Raw genomic sequence first — 15,904 nt, 5'->3', positions numbered from 1 at the left:
GTACGCGTCAAAGCGTCGCGATATACCCCGTCTCTCGATGGGACTGGTAGAATCGCCGCCGGTTCACACGAGGTTTTTCCATGCACGATCCCCACAGCGAACGCATGAGTGGCAGCGAGACCCGCGCGGCGAGCGGTCTGGCCCTGGTGTTCGCCTTCCGTATGCTTGGCATGTTCATGGTGTTGCCGGTACTGGCGACCTACGGCATGGATCTGGCGGGAGCGACCCCGGCCCTGATCGGGCTGGCGATCGGCGCTTACGGCCTGACCCAGGCGATTTTCCAGATTCCGTTCGGGATCATTTCCGACCGCATCGGCCGGCGTCCGGTGATTTACCTGGGGCTGATCGTCTTCGCCCTCGGCAGTGTGCTGGCGGCTCAGGCCGATTCGATCTGGGGTGTGATCGCCGGGCGGATTCTGCAGGGCGCCGGGGCGATTTCTGCGGCGGTCATGGCCCTGCTCTCCGACCTGACCCGCGAACAGCACCGCACCAAAGCCATGGCCATGATCGGCATGACCATCGGCCTGTCGTTCGCCGTGGCCATGGTGGTCGGCCCGCTGCTGACCCGTGCGTTCGGCCTGTCCGGCCTGTTTCTCGCCACCGGCGGCATGGCCCTGGTCGGGATCGTGATCGTGATGTTCATGGTGCCGAAGTCCACCGGGCCGCTGAGTCATCGCGAGTCCGGCGTTGCACGCCAGGCGTTGATGCCGACGCTCAAGCACCCGGACCTGCTGCGGCTGGACCTGGGCATTTTTGTGTTACATGCGATGTTGATGTCGAGCTTCGTCGCACTGCCCCTGGCGCTGGTCGAAAAGGCCGGTCTGCCCAAGGAGCAGCACTGGTGGGTGTACCTCACCGCACTGCTGATTTCCTTCTTCGCCATGATTCCGTTCATCATCTACGGCGAGAAGAGACGCAAAATGAAACGAGTTCTGCTCGGCGCCGTGATGACGCTGATGCTGACTGAGCTATTCTTCTGGCAGTTCGGCGACAGCCTGCGGGCTCTGGTGATCGGGACGGTGGTGTTCTTCACCGCGTTCAATCTGCTGGAGGCATCGCTGCCGTCGCTGATCAGCAAGGTTTCACCGGCAGGTGGCAAGGGCACGGCCATGGGCGTGTACTCCACCAGTCAGTTCCTCGGTTCGGCACTCGGCGGTATTCTCGGCGGCTGGATGTTCCAGCATGGCGGTCTGTCGGTTGTGTTCCTCGGATGTGCCGGGCTGGCTGCACTTTGGCTGGCCTTTGCTGTTACCATGCGCGAACCTCCCTACGTGACGAGCCTGCGCCTGCCGTTGTCGCCCGAAGCGATCCGCGAAGCGGGTCTGGTCGAGCGTCTCAAGGCCCTCGTAGGGGTAACTGATGCAGTGATAGTCGCTGATGAAGCGGCGATCTACATCAAACTGGACACCGAATTAATGGATCGCACCACTCTCGAACGCCTGGTGAACAACCCGGCGCAGACTGCGTGCGAAGCCTAGGAGAACGTTATGGCCCGTGGGGTTAACAAAGTCATTCTGGTCGGTACTTGCGGCCAGGATCCCGAAGTACGCTACCTGCCCAACGGTAACGCCGTGACCAACCTGAGTCTGGCGACCAGCGAGCAGTGGACCGACAAGCAGACCGGTCAGAAGGTCGAGAAGACCGAGTGGCACCGCGTATCGATGTTCGGCAAGGTTGCCGAAATCGCCGGCGAATACCTGCGCAAAGGTTCGCAGGTCTACATCGAAGGCAAGCTGCAGACCCGTGAGTGGGAAAAAGACGGTATCAAGCGTTACACCACCGAGATCGTGGTCGACATGCAAGGCACCATGCAACTGCTCGGCGGCCGTCCACAACAAGGCGACCAACAAGGCGGTGGCAACAACTATCAGCAGCAGGCGCCACGCCAACAGGCTCCGCGTCCGCAGCAGTCGGCACCTCAGCAGCGTTCGGCCCCGGCTCCACAGCAGGCCGCACCGCAACCGGCTCCGGATTTCGACAGCTTCGATGACGACATTCCGTTCTGATTCGCTGCTGTATCTGCGCTAAATAAAAAAGGCCCGTCGCTGAACACGACGGGCCTTTTTCATGCGCGCAGGTTTTTTAATCAAGAATCAGATGTGGCAAAAACCGGCTCGAATCCTTGGTGATAAGACTGTTGTCTTCGCGCACGCCAATCCCCGCCGCCTGATCGCCGATCACCCAGGAGCCGATCAGCGTGTAGCTGTCGTCGAACTTCGGCAAAGGGGCAAATTCCTGCAGGATGAAGGGCGCATCGGTGTAGGGCCCATCCTCTTTGACGATCAAGCCTTCAGCGGTCTGCAACTCGATATTGGCGCCTTCCCGGGAGAAGTACGGTTTGCGCACCCAGCCCTTGGGCACCGCACTGCCCGGGTTCGGATCGAGGTGAGCAGCCAGCAGATTCGGGTGGCCTTTATGAAACTCCCATAGCAGGGGCAGGGCGCCCTTGTTGGATAGGATCGACTTCCACGCCGGTTCGAAAAACTGGGTGTCGCACTCGGCAATCGCCGCGCCGAACGGTTCGTGGAAGATGAACTCCCAGGCGTGCAGCTTGAACAGGTGCGGAATCCAGCGATCTTCGAGATCCACGAAACGACCGTCAGCGCTCAGGCCGATGTCTTCGATGTCGATGTGCCGCGATTCGATGCCGACCTTTTCTGCGATCAGCCGCAGGTAATCCGTGGTGCCCTTGTCTTCGACCGAGTCTTTCATCGAGGCGAAGTAAAACGGCCGCGTGAGTTTCAGATGGGCAAAGGCTTCGTGCAGCCGGGTGTCGATGCTGTTGAACTGGTCGGCATGGCGCGGCAGCAGCCCGCGCTCGATGCACTGCTCCAGCCAGCCCCACTGGAACGCCGCCGCTTCGTAAAGACTGGTGGGCGTGTCGTAGTTGAGTTCGAGCAGCTTCGCCGGGCCGTTGCCGCTGTAGGAGAAGTCCATGCGCCCGTACAGATGCGGATGACCTTCCAGCCAGGACGTTCGGATCATGTCGTAGTACGGCGCCGGAATGCTCAGGCGATCCAGCAGTTCTTCGCTGTGTACGACGCGGTCGACCAGGTCCATGCACATCTCGTGCAGTTCAGTGGTCGGATCCTCCAGATCGTTTTCGATCTGCGCGAGCGTGAACTGATAGTAGGCGCGCTCGTCCCAGTACGGCTCGTCGTCGATGGTGTGAAACAGAAAGCCGAGGCTTTCGGCGGTCTGCTTCCAGTCGTGGCGCTCGGCGCAGTGGATCTTCTTCATGGTCAGCTGCTCGAACGGCCCCAGCCGCCCCAACCGCTGCGGGCGCTGGACTGGCTGCCGAAGCCGCCACGGGAGGTGGACGCAGCGACGTTGACCGGTTTGCGGTAATCGCTGTCGTAGTCCCGCTGGCTGCGGCTCGGCGCCGATTCGATGCGACGGTTCAGCGTCGAGGTGTCGTAGGTCTGGCGGGTATTGCGCTCACGATAAACCGGCCGCGAGTCGATCGCGCGGTTGTTGCTCATGGCATTGCCGATCAGCCATCCGGTGAGCCAGCCATTGCCTGCACCGCTGGACGAGTGCGAAGTGCTGGTCTGATTGCTCTGCACGGCGGCCGCGTCGCCGGCGGGCATCTGGGCATTGGCGATCGCATCGAGGTTTTGCGCCGGCTCACCGTCCTGCGGCACCTTGAAGCCGCCGAGTTTTGGCACAAAACGGCCGGCGGAATTTTTCTGACACCAGTCGGCGGCAAAGTCCGCGTCGCAGGCAGCCTTGTCGTCGTAGGCCGGGGAGATCCGCCGGTGTTCGGCCAGGGCGGCGACGTAGGCATTCGAGCAGACATCCGGCGCCACTTCGGCATCGACGCATTGTTCGACGCTCTGGAAGTTGCGTTGCTGTTCCTGGGCGGCCACTTCACCAGAAATCGCCAGAGCCACCGAAGCGGCCAGCGACAGTTGAACGTACTTGCTTCGTTTCATCTCAGGCTTCCTGCCGATCAGTAGGACGGGGTCATGCACGCGGCGTTGAGCATGCCGACGCTGATCGCCACCGCCGCCACATAGATGCCCGCGGCGATTTCACCGTTGGCGATGCGTTGGGACGTGCCCTTGAGCACCAACCCGGTCGCCAGGAACGCCAGCAATTGCACCGCGGCCGCGATCACCGCCCAGAGGACGAAGTCGAGGACGTTGATCGAATGAGCGATCACGTTGCTGGCCGGAATCGCGAAACCGATGATCGCGCCGGACAGGGCAATGGCGGCGGCGACGTTGCCGGAACGGATCAGCTCGAATTCCTTGTGCGGCGTGACGCGGGTGTAGACGAACTGAAACAGCATGAACAGCAGCACGGCGCCGATCAGGTAGGCAACGAAACCGACCAGCGCGGCTTTGTTCAGGGAAATGGACAACGCTTCCAGCATGGAAAACTTCCTTTTAAATGGTGCTCAAATCGGTGGTGTACAGCGAGATGCCCAGCGAAGTGCTCAGGCTGACGGTGCCTTCTTCGTCCTGTTCGACGGAGAACAGCAAGAGTTCGCGGCGATCGGTCAGGCCGGTCTCCCGGGCGTAGAGCATCGAGTGATGGTTGATGGTGTAGGACTCGTCCGGGTTGATCACCTGTTCGGTCAGCGGCACCAGTTCGGTCTGACCGCATTCGGTGCCCCACTCACGGGTGTATTCGACGCCTTCGTGGCGATAGGTCGGTAGGCCGATCAGGCTGTTCGGGCCGGCCAGACGCTGCAATTCGGCGTCACTGTTGACCGTCACGTAGCTAACGTAGTTGAACAGCGTCACCGACTCGATCTGGTCATCACCGGTGACATGGATCTGTACCCAGAATTCTTCATCGTTCAGATAGTAGCGATGCAGTTTGTTCGACTGACCGAGGTCGATCCAGCCGGCGCTCCAGATGGCCTGGGCGTCGGGAACCCGCACTGAAGTGCTGCCGTCGAGCAACAGGCCGAGGGTCGTGTCGAAGCGAATCGCCTTGCCCTGCGCCAGTCCGAGCGGGCCGCCGGCAGACTCGGACGCTGGCGCGGCCGACTGCCAGTTGCTGGTGCCGAGCAAATCTTTGAACCATCCCATGGGTACATTCCTTGAAGCGGGTGGAGGTATTCGTTGGCAAAACGCCGCTAGTGTACCGGCCTCGTGACAAACGAGCAGGCAAAAAAGAAGGGCACCCGGTGCCCTTCTGTTTTCTCGCCGCCGTTACTGGGCGGACTTCTGCTTCAGACGCTCGAGGATGGCGTTGGCGCTGCCTTCGTTCGGCGTGATGCCGGCTTCGCGCAGCTTGCGATCCAGGTCGTTGCCGGTCGACGCATCGGCCAGTTCGTCGGCAGCGCTCAGCTCGGCAGCGCGTTGCTGCTGTTTGGCTTGCAGGCGGTTCAGGGTACCGACGGCGGTTTCCAGCTTGCCGTTGGCGCCGCCGCTGGCGATCGAGGCGCTGACCTGCGCTTTCTGCACGCTCTCACGGGCCTTGGCCATGTCCACTTGCTGGCGCAGGCTCTTGATCCGCGCTTCGGCCTTGTTGATGTCCTTGCGCATGTTGTCGGCGTAGGTGCCGAATTCGTCGGTCTGCTTTTTCTCGACGCCCAGGTCGTTGGTCAGGGTCGAGATCGCTTCGGCCACTTCCAGCGCCAGGTCTTCACGGCCGGCGTTCAGGGCGGAAACGGCCTTGGCTTCCAGGTCCCTGATCTTGGCTTCGTACTCGCTCACGCGGTCGGCGGAGAGTTTGTGCTTGGCCATGATGGTGACCAGTTCGCGACGGGCATTGGACAGCGCGCTGTCGGCGTCACGGATTTCCTGATCGAGGATGCGCAGGGCCTGTTGGTCGGCGATCGCTTCGCCGACTTCGTTGGCGCCGCCGCGCAGCGCGGTGAACAACTTGCTCCAGATGGACTGAGTCATTGGATATTCCCTGTTGATTACTTGAAGAAGTGTTCGAAGGCTTCGCTGGCGCGCTGCACGTTGTCGACCAGGGTTTTCACCTCGGTGACCACGTTGGTCAGGCTCGAGTCGGCACTCAGTGCACCGAACATGTTGTAGACGGTCTGGCCGTTGGGCATGGTCTCGATGCCGATCGACGACAGCGGGAACATTTCCCGGCTGCGCAGTACCGCGTCGTTGAAGGCGCGCACATCGGTGATCGAATCGATGTCCACCAGCACGGTGTCGACGATGATCTGCTGACCGGCGAGGGCGATGTGAATCGGCAGACCGCCGAATTCGTTCATTTCCAGCTTGAGGCTGGGTTCGGAGCTCTGGATCAGAGACAGCGTGATCTCTTGCGAAGCCACCTCGTCCAGCGCCTTGAAAGCGTTGTAGAGGCTATCGATGTTCCAGTTGTTGCCTGCGCTCATGTAATTCTCCGACATGAAAGAGCCAGCCAGAATCGGTTGGCGTAGCTGTTGCTCCATTTGCTTGAGCAAGCTTCGGTTTTCCGGAAGCACCCAAGTTTCGTGTTTCACATAACCGGCGGCAGCCAGGCCCGCGCGCATCTGCTTCATGTAGAAGCTCGACGGTTTTTTCGCGGACGGTGTCGAGCGCACTCCCTTTGGGCTCTCTGACTTGGTGGCAGGGGAGCGGCTTTTCATGGCGATGACTCCGTTATGAACATCTCACGCGTGAGCCACACTACAACCAAATCAAAATGCCATCAATGGCTCACGCGTGAGATTTTCTTGAGCCACAAAAAAACGCCCGCAGCGAGGCGGGCGCAGGTATTTCCAGTTGTATCAGAGCAGAGCTCAGCGGCTGGCGGCGAGGAACTCGTCGGTGGACACCACGCTGGCGTAGGCAAACCCCAGCGCCGACATGAACGCCGCATGCACGTGGGCGGCGGGCACGGTCAGACCGTTGAATTCCAGGTCACGGCTGGCGCAAGCATCGTGGATCACCGTAACGGTGTAACCCAGATCGGCCGCCGCACGGGTGATGCCGTCGACGCACATGTGGCTCATGCTGCCGACCACCACCAACTCGTTGATGCCTTGTTCGTCGAGGATCGATTGCAGCTCGGTTTCGCGGAACGAGTTGACGAAGTGCTTGAGCACCACCGGCTCGTCGGTGCGGTTGAGCACTTTCGGATGCAGTTTCGCGCCTTCGGAGCCCGGGGTGAAAAACGGTGCCTCGGGCGAGGTGAATTCGTGGCGGATGTGCACCACCGAATCACCGGCTTCACGGAAGGCCGCGATCAGCCGGGCGGCGTTGTCGGCGGCGGCGTCGGCACCGACCAGCGGCCACTTGCCTTGGGGGAAGTAGTCGTTCTGGATATCGACTACGATGAGCGCTTGCTTGGCCATGGGTGTGTCCTCGAAGTGTGGGTTGGCGTGGGTTCAGTATTGGCGCTGGCCACGGTTTCGAGGATTGGCCGCACCGACAATACACAGGGGAAAACTGACAATGGGTGCAGAAAGGACCGTCGCGGAACTGGGCGTGCTGATGTATCCCGGGGCGCAGATGGCGGCGGTGCATGGCCTGACCGACCTGTTCGGGGTCGCCAACCGGATCGCCGCCGAACACCAGGCCACGCAATTGCCGCTGCTGCGGATCAGCCACTGGCAGGTCGATGACGACCGCCCGCCCGTGCGGGTTTACGACAGTCATCCCGGAGCCGACTACGGTTTGCTGGCGGTGTTGATCCCGCCGTCGATTGCCGGTTTTTCCGCGGCACAGATGCCGGCCGGGCTGCTGCCCTGGCTGCGTGAACAACATGCTCGTGGCGCGACGCTTGGCGGGGTTTGTGTCGGCTCGTGGCTGCTGGCGGAGAGCGGGTTGCTCGATGGTCGCAGCGCTACCACGCACTGGACTTCGGCCAAGGCCTTCGCCGAGTGTTACCCGAAGATCAGGCTCAAGGCCGACACGCCGATTGTCGACGACGGTGACCTGATAACGACGGCGGGGCTGATGGCCTGGTCAGAGCTTGGTTTGCGTCTGGTGGACCGATTGCTCGGGCCGAGCATCGCCAGCAGCACCGCGCGGTTTCTGGTGGTGGAGCACAGCGACAGCGCCAGTGCGTGCGGCAGCAATTTTGCGCCGATCCTCAATCATGGCGACGGGCCGATTCTTCAGGTTCAGCATTGGCTGCAGGGCACCGGCGCGACCGATGTCTCGCTGACGGCAATGGCCGAACGTGCGGGTCTGGAGGAGCGAACATTTCTGCGCCGGTTCCGCGCGGCGACCGGCCTGAAACCCACCGAATACTGCCAGCACCTGCGGGTCGGCAAGGCCCGGGAAATGCTCGAGTTCACCAACGGCACCATCGATCACATCGCGTGGACGGTGGGCTATCAGGATCCGGGCGCCTTTCGCGCGACGTTCAAGAAAATCACCGGGCTGGCGCCGAGTGAATACCGCACGCGATTTGGCGTGAGTCCGCCACCGGCCGTGGCGAAGTAATACGCACCCGTCGTGCAAAATGCCGGAGCCCAGAGCGCAGTCGTGCAGATTGAAACAGGCGCGGTGCCAGCACGGGTTTTTCAAGTCGCTGATTTTCAGGGCGTTTCAGGCGAGCCCCGGTTGGCCTGATCTCTGCACCCTCTGACCTACATTCAACCCGCCGTTGGAAGGGGGACGCATGACCCCGACATCCCGTAGGAAAGTGGTCGTCGCCCACTCGGTTCGACCCGGCGCGCCACAGCATGAAGTGCAGACCAACAAGGCCCTCGCGCGATGGCTGGCGCAGATCCTCGGCCTCAAGTTCGGCGGCAGTTACGACGCCGAAAAACATCGCGGCCGGGATATTTATCTGCTGCCGACCCAGACCCTCGTCGGCGCGGCGGCCCGCGAACTGGGTGTGAGTGGCCCGGACGATCTGTGGGGCGGTTTCGTCGAGCACGATTTCATCTGCACCAAAGCCATCAGCCACGGTTTGCGCAGCCATCAGGCCCATGCGCCGCAAGGCTGGTCGCCGCTGTTTTCCGAGCGGGTGCGCACCGTGGTGCTGGACGGGCTCAGCGTCTTTGCGCTGGAGGATGCGCGGCCCGCCGCCGAACATCTGTTGTACAGCGGACCGATCCGGATCAAGCCGATTCACGCCTGTGCCGGGCGTGGGCAGGAAGTGATCAAGAGCCTGGATGCGTTCGACGAAATTCTCGCCCGACCCGAGGCCGGAGAACTGTTCAGCGATGGCGTGGTGCTGGAGCAGGACTTGAGTCAGGTGGTTACCCATAGCGTCGGTCAGTCGTTCATCGGCGGCAGGGTGCTGAGTTACTGCGGTGATCAATACTTGACCAAGGACGCCCACGGCGAAGAGGTGTACGGCGGCTCGAACCTGCTGGTGGTGCAGGGCGGTTACGAGGATCTGCTGACGCTGGATCTGCCCGACGACGTGCGTCTGGCGATCCAGCAGGCGCAGGTGTTCGACCGGGCGGCGGACGAAGCCTATCCGCATTTCTATGCCTCGCGGCGCAATTACGACATCGCCCAGGGCCTGGACAGCGAAGGCCGGCCGCGCAGTGGCGTGCTCGAGCAGTCCTGGCGCATGGGCGGCGCCAGCAGCGCGGAAGTGGCGGCGCTGCAAAGTTTCGTCAACGATCCCTCGATGCGCGCGATCCGCGTGTCGTCGGTGGAAACCTATACCGATCAGGACCTGCCGGCGGATGCCATCGAGGTGTATCGCGGGCCGGCAGAGAACAGCGACTTTCTCCTCAAATACGTAACGGTCAAATCCTATGACGGCTAGAAGCGAAAGCATTCAAATCGACATTGATGATGAACAGATGAGCGGGACGTTTCTCAGTCCCAAATCGAAAGTCCCCGGCGTGTTGTTCGTGCACGGCTGGGGCGGCAGTCAGGAGCGGGATCTGGAACGGGCCAAAGGCATCGCCGGCCTGGGTTGTGTGTGCCTGACGTTCGACCTGCGCGGGCACACCGGCGGCACCGGCATTCCGCTGAGCCGGGTCACCCGCGAAGACAACCTGCGTGACTTGCTGGCGGCCTACGACCGGCTGCTCGCCCACCCGGCGCTGGATACTTCGGCCATCGCGGTGGTGGGCACCAGCTATGGCGGTTACCTCGCCTCGATTCTCACCTCGCTGCGCCCGGTGCGCTGGCTGGCGCTGCGGGTGCCGGCGCTGTACCGCGACGAGCAATGGCACACGCCCAAGCGCGATCTGGACAAGGCCGATCTGCGCGATTATCGCAGCACGCTGATCCGCGCCGACAGTAACCGCGCCTTGCACGCCTGCTCGCAATTTACTGGCGACGTGCTGCTGGTGCAGTCGGAAACCGATGAGTACGTGCCCCACGCGACCATCATGAGTTACCGCGCCGCGTGCCAGCAGACCCATTCGCTGACCCACCGCATCATCGACGGCGCCGACCATGCCCTGAGCGATCCGACCTCTCAGCAGGCCTACACCTCAATCCTGGTCGACTGGATCACCGAGATGGTGGTGGGTGAGCGGTTGAGCATCATTCAGTCCACATGAGTTCGCGTCGGCCGGTCAGGCGCTAAGGATCACTTGGGTTTCTTCTCGATCCGCAACGCCTTGGCCTTGGCTTCTACCACCAGATACATGACCACGGTGATCAGCAGCGGCAGCAGGAAATAAATCGCCCGATACGCCAGCAGCCCCGCCACCAGACTGCCGCGTGAGGCCTCGTGTTGCAGCAGCGCCACGAACACTGCCTCCAGCACGCCCAGCCCGGCGGGAATGTGGGTGATGACCCCGGCAATCGCACTGATCAGCAGCACCCCGAGCACCAGCGGATAGTCGAGCTTGCTCGGCAGCAAGGTGAAAATCACCGCCGCCATCAACGACCAGTTGAGCGCCCCGAGCAGCAATTGCAGAACCGCCATGCGCAGCGATGGCAGGTTGATTTCCACCCCACGAATCGACCACTCGCGACGCCGGGAAAACTGGCAGGCAACCAGATAACCGACACTGACCAACAGCAGCAACACGCCAATGCCCTGCAACGCGCCGCTGCTGACCTTCCAGCCCGGTGGCATGCGCACCAGTCCACTGGCAAACACCACGCCGGCGATGGTCATGTAGCCGAACCAGTTGGTCGCCAGGCTCAGGCCGAGGATCTTGGCGATGTTGCTTTTGCTCACCCCGAGCCGCGAGTACAACCGATAACGCATGGCGATCCCGCCGACCCATGCACTGAGGTTGAGGTTGAATGCATAGCTGATGACGCCCACCGGCAGGATCTGTTTCCACGTCAGGTCCTGACGAATGTAAGTGCGGCCGATCAGGTCGAAACTGGCGTACACCAGAAAGCTCAGCAAGGTCAGGCTGGAGGCGATGATCAGCGTGCGCACCTTGAAGTCGGCGAGGGTTTGCAGCACTTCGGCCCATTCGATGCGACTGGCGAACATCGTCAGCAAAACGATCAGCGCCAGAAAGAACAACAGGGTCAGCGGACGTTTCCAGCGACTCCAGCGGGACTTGCTCGCCGGTGCCGGATGCACGGCTGCGTGGGCTTCGGAATGGCTCATGAAGGATCGCTCCCGGCGGCATGGGAAAAGGGTTTGAGCCGTGGCTTGTGCGCCGGCAGCCAGCCGGCCATCGCCGGGAAATGCCGCAGGAAGTGAAACACCAGAAAGCCCACGGTCATGTGCCAGATCCGCCCGCGCGGCGACTTCGCGGCGTCCATCGCCTTGCAGTGGTTGTGGCTGAGGTCTTCGAGGCGTTCGAACAGGTGGCGATTGAAGGCGCGGTCGCGGATCAGCACGTTGGCTTCCAGGTTCAGCGACAGGCTCAGCGGATCAAGATTGCTTGAGCCGACGGTGCTCCATTCCTCGTCCACCAGCGCCACTTTACCGTGCAACGGCCGCTCGCAATATTCGTGAATCTGCACCCCGGCCTTGAGCAGGTAGTCGTAGGTCATGCGCGCGGCGAGTTTGGCCACCAGCATGTCCGGCTGCCCCTGCAGAATCAGCCGCACCTCGACCCCGCGCCGGGCAGCGTTACGGATTTCGCGCAGCAGGCGATAGCCGGGAAAGAAGTAGGCGTTGGCAATCACCACCCGCCGTTGGGCGCGGCGCAGTACCTGCAAATAGACATCTTCGATATCGGTGGGGTGGCGATCGTTGTCGCGGAACACCAGACGTACCTGACCGTCGTGATCGTCAAACGCCATCTCGGCGCGACGCTGCCGGCGCCGTTGCCACCAGAACCTTGCGCGTCCCGGACGGCCGCTTTGCAGCAGGGCGAAATGATGGATGTCGGTCACCGCCGGGCCCTGAATCTCCACCGAGTAATCCTGCTTCGCTTCAGGACCGAAATCGGCCAGATGATCGCCGGAAAAATTGATCCCGCCGATGAACGCAACCAGCCCGTCGACCACCACAATCTTGCGGTGCAAACGGCGGAACCAGTTGGTGCGAATACCCAGATGCTTGGGGGCCGGATCGAAGATCTGCAGGTGGACGCCGGCTTCGCTCAGCGCGGCCAGATAACCGGTGCTCAATTCGCCGCAACCGAAGCCGTCGAGGCTGACGGTGGTGCGCACGCCACGGCGGGCGGCATCGATCAGAATTTCCTGCAACTCTTTCCCGACCTTGTCTTCGAAGACGATGAAGGTCTCCAGCAGGATTTCGCTTTTTGCTGCGCGCATCGCTTCGAACACCCGGGGGAAATACTCTTCGCCGTTTTCCAGCAACTCGACGCGGTTGTTACCCTGCCAGCGATACTCGACATCGACGGTGCCGGGCTGGCGCACGGGTGGGTTGATGCTGACCGGCTCTACGGCGGATTTCTCCAACGGTGCACTGCTCATAGTTCAATCTCCACCGATAGCGGTGCGTGGTCGGAAAGGTGTGACCAGGGACGGTTCGCCAGCACTTTGGGCTGGCTGGCTTTGAGGTTGCGCACGTAGATCCGGTCCAGGCGCAGCAACGGCATGCGGGCCGGAAAACTGCGCGCCGGTTTGCCGTGATGCGCCGCAAACACTTCACGCAGGCCACAGGGTTCAAGCAAGGCATCGGCGCGCTGGCGCCAGTCGTTGAAATCGCCGGCGACGATCACCGGCGCATCCTCAGGCAGTTCGGCCAGGCGCTTTTTCAGCAGAGCCAACTGATCGTTGCGATGGCTTTCGCGCAGGCCCAGATGGACGCAGATCGCGTGCACCTCACGGTCGTCTCCCGGCAGGCGCAGCACGCAATGCAGCAGCCCGCGGTTTTCGTGGCCGCTGATCGACACGTCGAGGTTGTCATGGCGCACGATCTGGAATTTCGACAGCACCGCATTGCCATGATCGCCCTCCGGGTACACGGCGTTGCGGCCGTACGCGAACTGTGGCCAGAGACTGTCGGCGAGAAATTCGTACTGCGGCATCGTCGGCCAATTGTTGTAGCGCTTGGGATGATGTTCGTGGGTGCCGTGAACTTCCTGAAGAAACACCACGTCGGCGGACACGCTGCGCACCGCTTCGCGCAATTCCGGCAGGATGAAGCGCCGGTTCAGGGCGGTGAAACCCTTGTGGGTGTTTACCGTCAGCACAGTGAAACGGCGCTCGGTGGTGATGACCGTGGACTGCTCGTCGGTGAAGCCGAGCGGCTCGGGAATGCTCATGCGAGTACCCCTTCGGCGGCTGGCTCACCGGGCACGGTTTCAAGGTTTTTATCCAGATCGAAACGCTGCAACAGGCTGCGGGCATCGAAAGGCGCGCGAACCTTGATGTCGTTGTCGAAGTAGCAGAAAACCTCGCGGGATTTACGGGCCCGAGGCTTCAGGCGCGGCGCGATCAAATGGGCGTCGCGCGGTTGCCTGCCGTGGTGCCAGGCGTCGATCCGTTCGGCCCAGCGTTGCAGCGCGGCGCGGGTGTAACCGCTGGCATAGAGCTCTTCGGCACCGTGCAGGCGCAGGTAGACGAAATCGCTGGTCAGGTCTTCGCGGTACGGCCATTTCCCGGCGGTGTCGGCGATCACCAGCGCAGTGTTGTAGCGCTTGAGCAGGCGCACGAAGTCGGGATCGATGAAACTGTCGTTGCGGATTTCCACGGCATGGCGCAGCGTTTTTTTGCCGTAGGCCTTCAGGCTCGCGTGGCCGTGCAGGTGTGAGTCGTGCTGACGGGCGAGGGCGGCAGCGGCCTGGGTGTCGTGGGGCAACTGGTCGAGAAAGGCTTCGAAACGCTCGGGGTCGAAAGTGAAGTTGGGCGGGAATTGCCAAAGGACCGGCCCGAGTTTTTCCTTCAGTTCCAGCACCCCGGAGGCGAAGAAATTGGCCAGGGGTTTTTCGATATCGCGCAGACGGCGGATGTGGGTGATGAAACGGGGTGCCTTGATGCTGAACACGAAATCGTCCGGCGTTTCGGCGTACCACTGGGCGTAGCGTTCCGGCCGTTGCAGGGCATAGAACGATCCGTTGATTTCGATGCTGTTGACCGCCCGTGAGGCGAACTGCAATTCGCGTTTCTGCGCCAGCCCCTTCGGGTAAAAGTCCCCGCGCCACGGGGCGTAACGCCAGCCTGAAATGCCGATATGAATCGTAGCCATGCCGCCTCCCGTCGAAAGTCCCCATACGGCCTCTGTCTGTGGATGACTGCGGGCGGTCGCGGAAAGTTTCGACGGGATTACGGACGGTCGGGCTGGCTTGATCAGTGCCCGGTGACGATCCGGGCCGAGCCTTTGGCGGGTTCGGCGTACACCGGGCCCAGGCGATCGAGGCGACCGCTCCATGCCGTCAGGGCCAACGCGACCAGCACCACCAGGCCGCCGATCCACGCGGTGTGAATCAGGCCGATGTGCTCGACGATCAGACCACCACCCCACGCGCCACCGGCAATTCCGAGGTTGAACGCGGCAATGTTCAGCCCCGAGGCCACGTCCACGGCGTGCGGAGTGTGATGTTCAGCCTGACGCACCACGTACACCTGCAAGCCCGGCACGTTGCCGAAGGCGACCGCGCCCCAGACCAGCACGGTGGCCAGTGCCAGCCACGGGTTGGCGGCGGTGAAGGTGAGCACGAACAGCACGGCGGCGAGCAGGGCGAAGATGATTTTCAGCGCGCTGATCGGCCCGCGTTTGTCGGCCAGTTTGCCGCCCCAGAGGTTGCCGACCGCCACCGACACGCCGTACACCAGCAACACCAGGCTGACGGTGCCGGCGCTGAAACCGGAGATGTCCTGGAGGATCGGCGCCAGGAACGTGAAGGCGATGAACGAGCCGCCGTAGCCAATGGCGGTCATGGCGTACACCAGCAACAGGCGTGGTTGCCTGAGCACCTGCAATTGCTGCAACAGCGACGCCGGTTTGCTGTGGGCAATGTTGTTCGGCACATACAGCAGGCTGCCGATAAACGCGATCACGCCCAGTGCTGACACGGCGAGGAAGGTTTCACGCCAGCCGAAATGCTGACCGATGAACGTGCCCAGCGGCACGCCGGTGACCAGCGCCACGGTCAGGCCGGTGAACATGATCGCAATCGCACTGGCGGCTTTCTCCTTGGGCACCAGGCTGGTGGCGATGGTCGAGCCGATCGAAAAGAACACGCCATGGGCCAGACCCGTGACGATCCGCGCCAATACCAGCGATTCATAACTCGGCGCCAGCCAGGCCAGCAGGTTGCCGAGGGTGAACAGCACCATCAGCGACAGCAGCAACAGTTTGCGCGGGACCTTGCCGGTGAGGGCGGTCAGCACCGGCGCACCGATGGCTACGCCGAGGGCATACAGACTGACCAGCAGACCGGCGGACGGCAGGCTGACGCCGAGATCGGCGCCGATGGTGGGAAGCAGGCCAACGATGACGAACTCGGTCGTCCCGATGGCGAAAGCGCTGAGGGTCAGCGCGAGCAGGGCAATGGGCATGACGGCACTCCGGTTGAGGATTGAATGGAGCGCAGTGTCAGGGTTTGGTGGGGGTGGAAAAATACAGGGGTGGGCATTTGATATTTGCGTGCGACGCAAATATCAGCCCCTAAGGTGATCGCAAGGTGATCGTTCCCACGCTCTGCGTGGGAATGCCTCCGTGGACGCTCTGCGTCCGCTCTTCGAGA

General features: G+C 62.2%; 17 protein-coding genes. 5 read left to right on the top strand and 12 right to left on the bottom strand.

Annotation, left to right across the window (positions count from 1 at the left end):
* Nucleotides 1-80: 80 nt before the first annotated feature.
* Nucleotides 81-1,478, top strand: coding sequence for an MFS transporter (locus BMZ46_RS26910; protein ID WP_039771979.1), 1,398 nt, complete (start codon nucleotides 81-83; stop codon nucleotides 1,476-1,478).
* Between the two features lie 9 nt (nucleotides 1,479-1,487).
* Nucleotides 1,488-2,006, top strand: coding sequence for a single-stranded DNA-binding protein (locus BMZ46_RS26905; protein ID WP_003228709.1), 519 nt, complete (start codon nucleotides 1,488-1,490; stop codon nucleotides 2,004-2,006).
* 76 nt (nucleotides 2,007-2,082) lie between these two features.
* Here BMZ46_RS26905 and BMZ46_RS26900 read toward each other — a convergent pair whose 3' ends face one another.
* The 7 genes from BMZ46_RS26900 to BMZ46_RS26870 all read right to left on the bottom strand — a co-directional run bounded on the left by BMZ46_RS26900 (nucleotide 2,083) and on the right by BMZ46_RS26870 (nucleotide 7,258).
* Nucleotides 2,083-3,240, bottom strand: a complete 1,158-nt coding sequence (locus tag BMZ46_RS26900; RefSeq protein WP_074691677.1) for a glutathionylspermidine synthase family protein — start codon at nucleotides 3,238-3,240, stop codon at nucleotides 2,083-2,085.
* A gap of 2 nt (nucleotides 3,241-3,242) precedes the next feature.
* Nucleotides 3,243-3,935: a DUF1190 domain-containing protein gene (locus tag BMZ46_RS26895; protein ID WP_039771974.1), complete on the bottom strand. Its 693-nt coding sequence runs from the start codon at nucleotides 3,933-3,935 to the stop codon at nucleotides 3,243-3,245.
* Nucleotides 3,936-3,952: 17 nt separating this feature from the next.
* The gene (locus BMZ46_RS26890; protein ID WP_074691674.1) at nucleotides 3,953-4,378 is read right to left on the bottom strand and encodes a DUF350 domain-containing protein; all 426 of its coding nucleotides are present in this window, start codon (nucleotides 4,376-4,378) and stop codon (nucleotides 3,953-3,955) included.
* A gap of 13 nt (nucleotides 4,379-4,391) precedes the next feature.
* Complete coding sequence (locus tag BMZ46_RS26885) at nucleotides 4,392-5,042, bottom strand: DUF2491 family protein (RefSeq protein WP_074691671.1); 651 nt, start codon at nucleotides 5,040-5,042, stop codon at nucleotides 4,392-4,394.
* Nucleotides 5,043-5,165: 123 nt separating this feature from the next.
* A complete protein-coding gene (locus BMZ46_RS26880) occupies nucleotides 5,166-5,864 on the bottom strand; it encodes a PspA/IM30 family protein (protein ID WP_064382239.1) in 699 nt (232 codons plus the stop codon).
* A 17-nt stretch (nucleotides 5,865-5,881) separates the two neighbouring features.
* Complete coding sequence (locus BMZ46_RS26875) at nucleotides 5,882-6,550, bottom strand: YjfI family protein (RefSeq protein WP_007955624.1); 669 nt, start codon at nucleotides 6,548-6,550, stop codon at nucleotides 5,882-5,884.
* A gap of 153 nt (nucleotides 6,551-6,703) precedes the next feature.
* Nucleotides 6,704-7,258, bottom strand: coding sequence for a cysteine hydrolase family protein (locus BMZ46_RS26870; protein WP_039771964.1), 555 nt, complete (start codon nucleotides 7,256-7,258; stop codon nucleotides 6,704-6,706).
* Nucleotides 7,259-7,358: 100 nt separating this feature from the next.
* On the opposite strand from BMZ46_RS26870, the gene BMZ46_RS26865 reads away from it, so the two are divergent.
* The 3 genes from BMZ46_RS26865 to BMZ46_RS26855 all read left to right on the top strand — a co-directional run bounded on the left by BMZ46_RS26865 (nucleotide 7,359) and on the right by BMZ46_RS26855 (nucleotide 10,387).
* Complete coding sequence (locus tag BMZ46_RS26865; protein WP_074691667.1) at nucleotides 7,359-8,354, top strand: GlxA family transcriptional regulator; 996 nt, start codon at nucleotides 7,359-7,361, stop codon at nucleotides 8,352-8,354.
* Between the two features lie 178 nt (nucleotides 8,355-8,532).
* Complete coding sequence (locus tag BMZ46_RS26860) at nucleotides 8,533-9,639, top strand: DUF3182 family protein (RefSeq protein WP_074691665.1); 1,107 nt, start codon at nucleotides 8,533-8,535, stop codon at nucleotides 9,637-9,639.
* Entirely contained in the window at nucleotides 9,629-10,387 is a 759-nt protein-coding gene (locus BMZ46_RS26855) for an alpha/beta hydrolase family protein (RefSeq protein ID WP_074691663.1), read from the top strand. The genes BMZ46_RS26860 and BMZ46_RS26855 overlap by 11 nt, the downstream gene beginning before the upstream one ends.
* 29 nt (nucleotides 10,388-10,416) lie before the next feature.
* Here the strand turns inward: BMZ46_RS26855 and BMZ46_RS26850 are convergent, their stop codons facing one another.
* From BMZ46_RS26850 to BMZ46_RS26830, 5 genes are all read right to left on the bottom strand, one after another.
* Nucleotides 10,417-11,403 carry a lysylphosphatidylglycerol synthase domain-containing protein gene (locus tag BMZ46_RS26850; protein ID WP_074691660.1) on the bottom strand — a complete coding sequence of 329 codons (987 nt, stop codon included), beginning with the start codon at nucleotides 11,401-11,403 and terminating at the stop codon, nucleotides 10,417-10,419.
* On the bottom strand, nucleotides 11,400-12,686 hold the full coding sequence (gene clsB, locus BMZ46_RS26845) for a cardiolipin synthase ClsB (RefSeq protein WP_074691657.1): 1,287 nt from the start codon (nucleotides 12,684-12,686) through the stop codon (nucleotides 11,400-11,402). The genes BMZ46_RS26850 and clsB overlap by 4 nt, the downstream gene beginning before the upstream one ends.
* Nucleotides 12,683-13,480 (bottom strand): endonuclease/exonuclease/phosphatase family protein, encoded by a 798-nt coding sequence (locus BMZ46_RS26840; RefSeq protein WP_039771952.1) that lies wholly within the window; start codon nucleotides 13,478-13,480, stop codon nucleotides 12,683-12,685. Before BMZ46_RS26840 ends, clsB begins: the two co-directional genes overlap by 4 nt.
* Entirely contained in the window at nucleotides 13,477-14,403 is a 927-nt protein-coding gene (locus BMZ46_RS26835; protein WP_039771950.1) for a DUF72 domain-containing protein, read from the bottom strand. The genes BMZ46_RS26840 and BMZ46_RS26835 overlap by 4 nt, the downstream gene beginning before the upstream one ends.
* Before the next feature lie 101 nt (nucleotides 14,404-14,504).
* Nucleotides 14,505-15,716 carry an MFS transporter gene (locus BMZ46_RS26830; protein ID WP_074691654.1) on the bottom strand — a complete coding sequence of 404 codons (1,212 nt, stop codon included), beginning with the start codon at nucleotides 15,714-15,716 and terminating at the stop codon, nucleotides 14,505-14,507.
* Nucleotides 15,717-15,904 lie beyond the last annotated feature (188 nt).

The sequence above is a fragment of the Pseudomonas sp. NFIX49 genome (assembly GCF_900115915.1).
GTDB lineage: Bacteria > Pseudomonadota > Gammaproteobacteria > Pseudomonadales > Pseudomonadaceae > Aquipseudomonas > Aquipseudomonas pharyngis.
The sequence above is the reverse complement of the archived record's forward strand: the minus strand, read 5'-3'. Positions and strand labels throughout refer to the sequence as shown.

Bases quoted from the DNA above. Each gene is read 5' to 3' on its own strand.
- BMZ46_RS26910 (WP_039771979.1), top strand. From the start codon at position 81: ATGCACGATCCCCACAGCGAACGCATGAGTGGCAGCGAGACCCGCGCG.
- BMZ46_RS26905 (WP_003228709.1), top strand. From the start codon at position 1,488: ATGGCCCGTGGGGTTAACAAAGTCATTCTGGTCGGTACTTGCGGCCAG.
- BMZ46_RS26900 (WP_074691677.1), bottom strand. From the start codon at position 3,240: ATGAAGAAGATCCACTGCGCCGAGCGCCACGACTGGAAGCAGACCGCC.
- BMZ46_RS26895 (WP_039771974.1), bottom strand. From the start codon at position 3,935: ATGAAACGAAGCAAGTACGTTCAACTGTCGCTGGCCGCTTCGGTGGCT.
- BMZ46_RS26890 (WP_074691674.1), bottom strand. From the start codon at position 4,378: ATGCTGGAAGCGTTGTCCATTTCCCTGAACAAAGCCGCGCTGGTCGGT.
- BMZ46_RS26885 (WP_074691671.1), bottom strand. From the start codon at position 5,042: ATGGGATGGTTCAAAGATTTGCTCGGCACCAGCAACTGGCAGTCGGCC.
- BMZ46_RS26880 (WP_064382239.1), bottom strand. From the start codon at position 5,864: ATGACTCAGTCCATCTGGAGCAAGTTGTTCACCGCGCTGCGCGGCGGC.
- BMZ46_RS26875 (WP_007955624.1), bottom strand. From the start codon at position 6,550: ATGAAAAGCCGCTCCCCTGCCACCAAGTCAGAGAGCCCAAAGGGAGTG.
- BMZ46_RS26870 (WP_039771964.1), bottom strand. From the start codon at position 7,258: ATGGCCAAGCAAGCGCTCATCGTAGTCGATATCCAGAACGACTACTTC.
- BMZ46_RS26865 (WP_074691667.1), top strand. From the start codon at position 7,359: ATGGGTGCAGAAAGGACCGTCGCGGAACTGGGCGTGCTGATGTATCCC.
- BMZ46_RS26860 (WP_074691665.1), top strand. From the start codon at position 8,533: ATGACCCCGACATCCCGTAGGAAAGTGGTCGTCGCCCACTCGGTTCGA.
- BMZ46_RS26855 (WP_074691663.1), top strand. From the start codon at position 9,629: ATGACGGCTAGAAGCGAAAGCATTCAAATCGACATTGATGATGAACAG.
- BMZ46_RS26850 (WP_074691660.1), bottom strand. From the start codon at position 11,403: ATGAGCCATTCCGAAGCCCACGCAGCCGTGCATCCGGCACCGGCGAGC.
- clsB (WP_074691657.1), bottom strand. From the start codon at position 12,686: ATGAGCAGTGCACCGTTGGAGAAATCCGCCGTAGAGCCGGTCAGCATC.
- BMZ46_RS26840 (WP_039771952.1), bottom strand. From the start codon at position 13,480: ATGAGCATTCCCGAGCCGCTCGGCTTCACCGACGAGCAGTCCACGGTC.
- BMZ46_RS26835 (WP_039771950.1), bottom strand. From the start codon at position 14,403: ATGGCTACGATTCATATCGGCATTTCAGGCTGGCGTTACGCCCCGTGG.
- BMZ46_RS26830 (WP_074691654.1), bottom strand. From the start codon at position 15,716: ATGCCCATTGCCCTGCTCGCGCTGACCCTCAGCGCTTTCGCCATCGGG.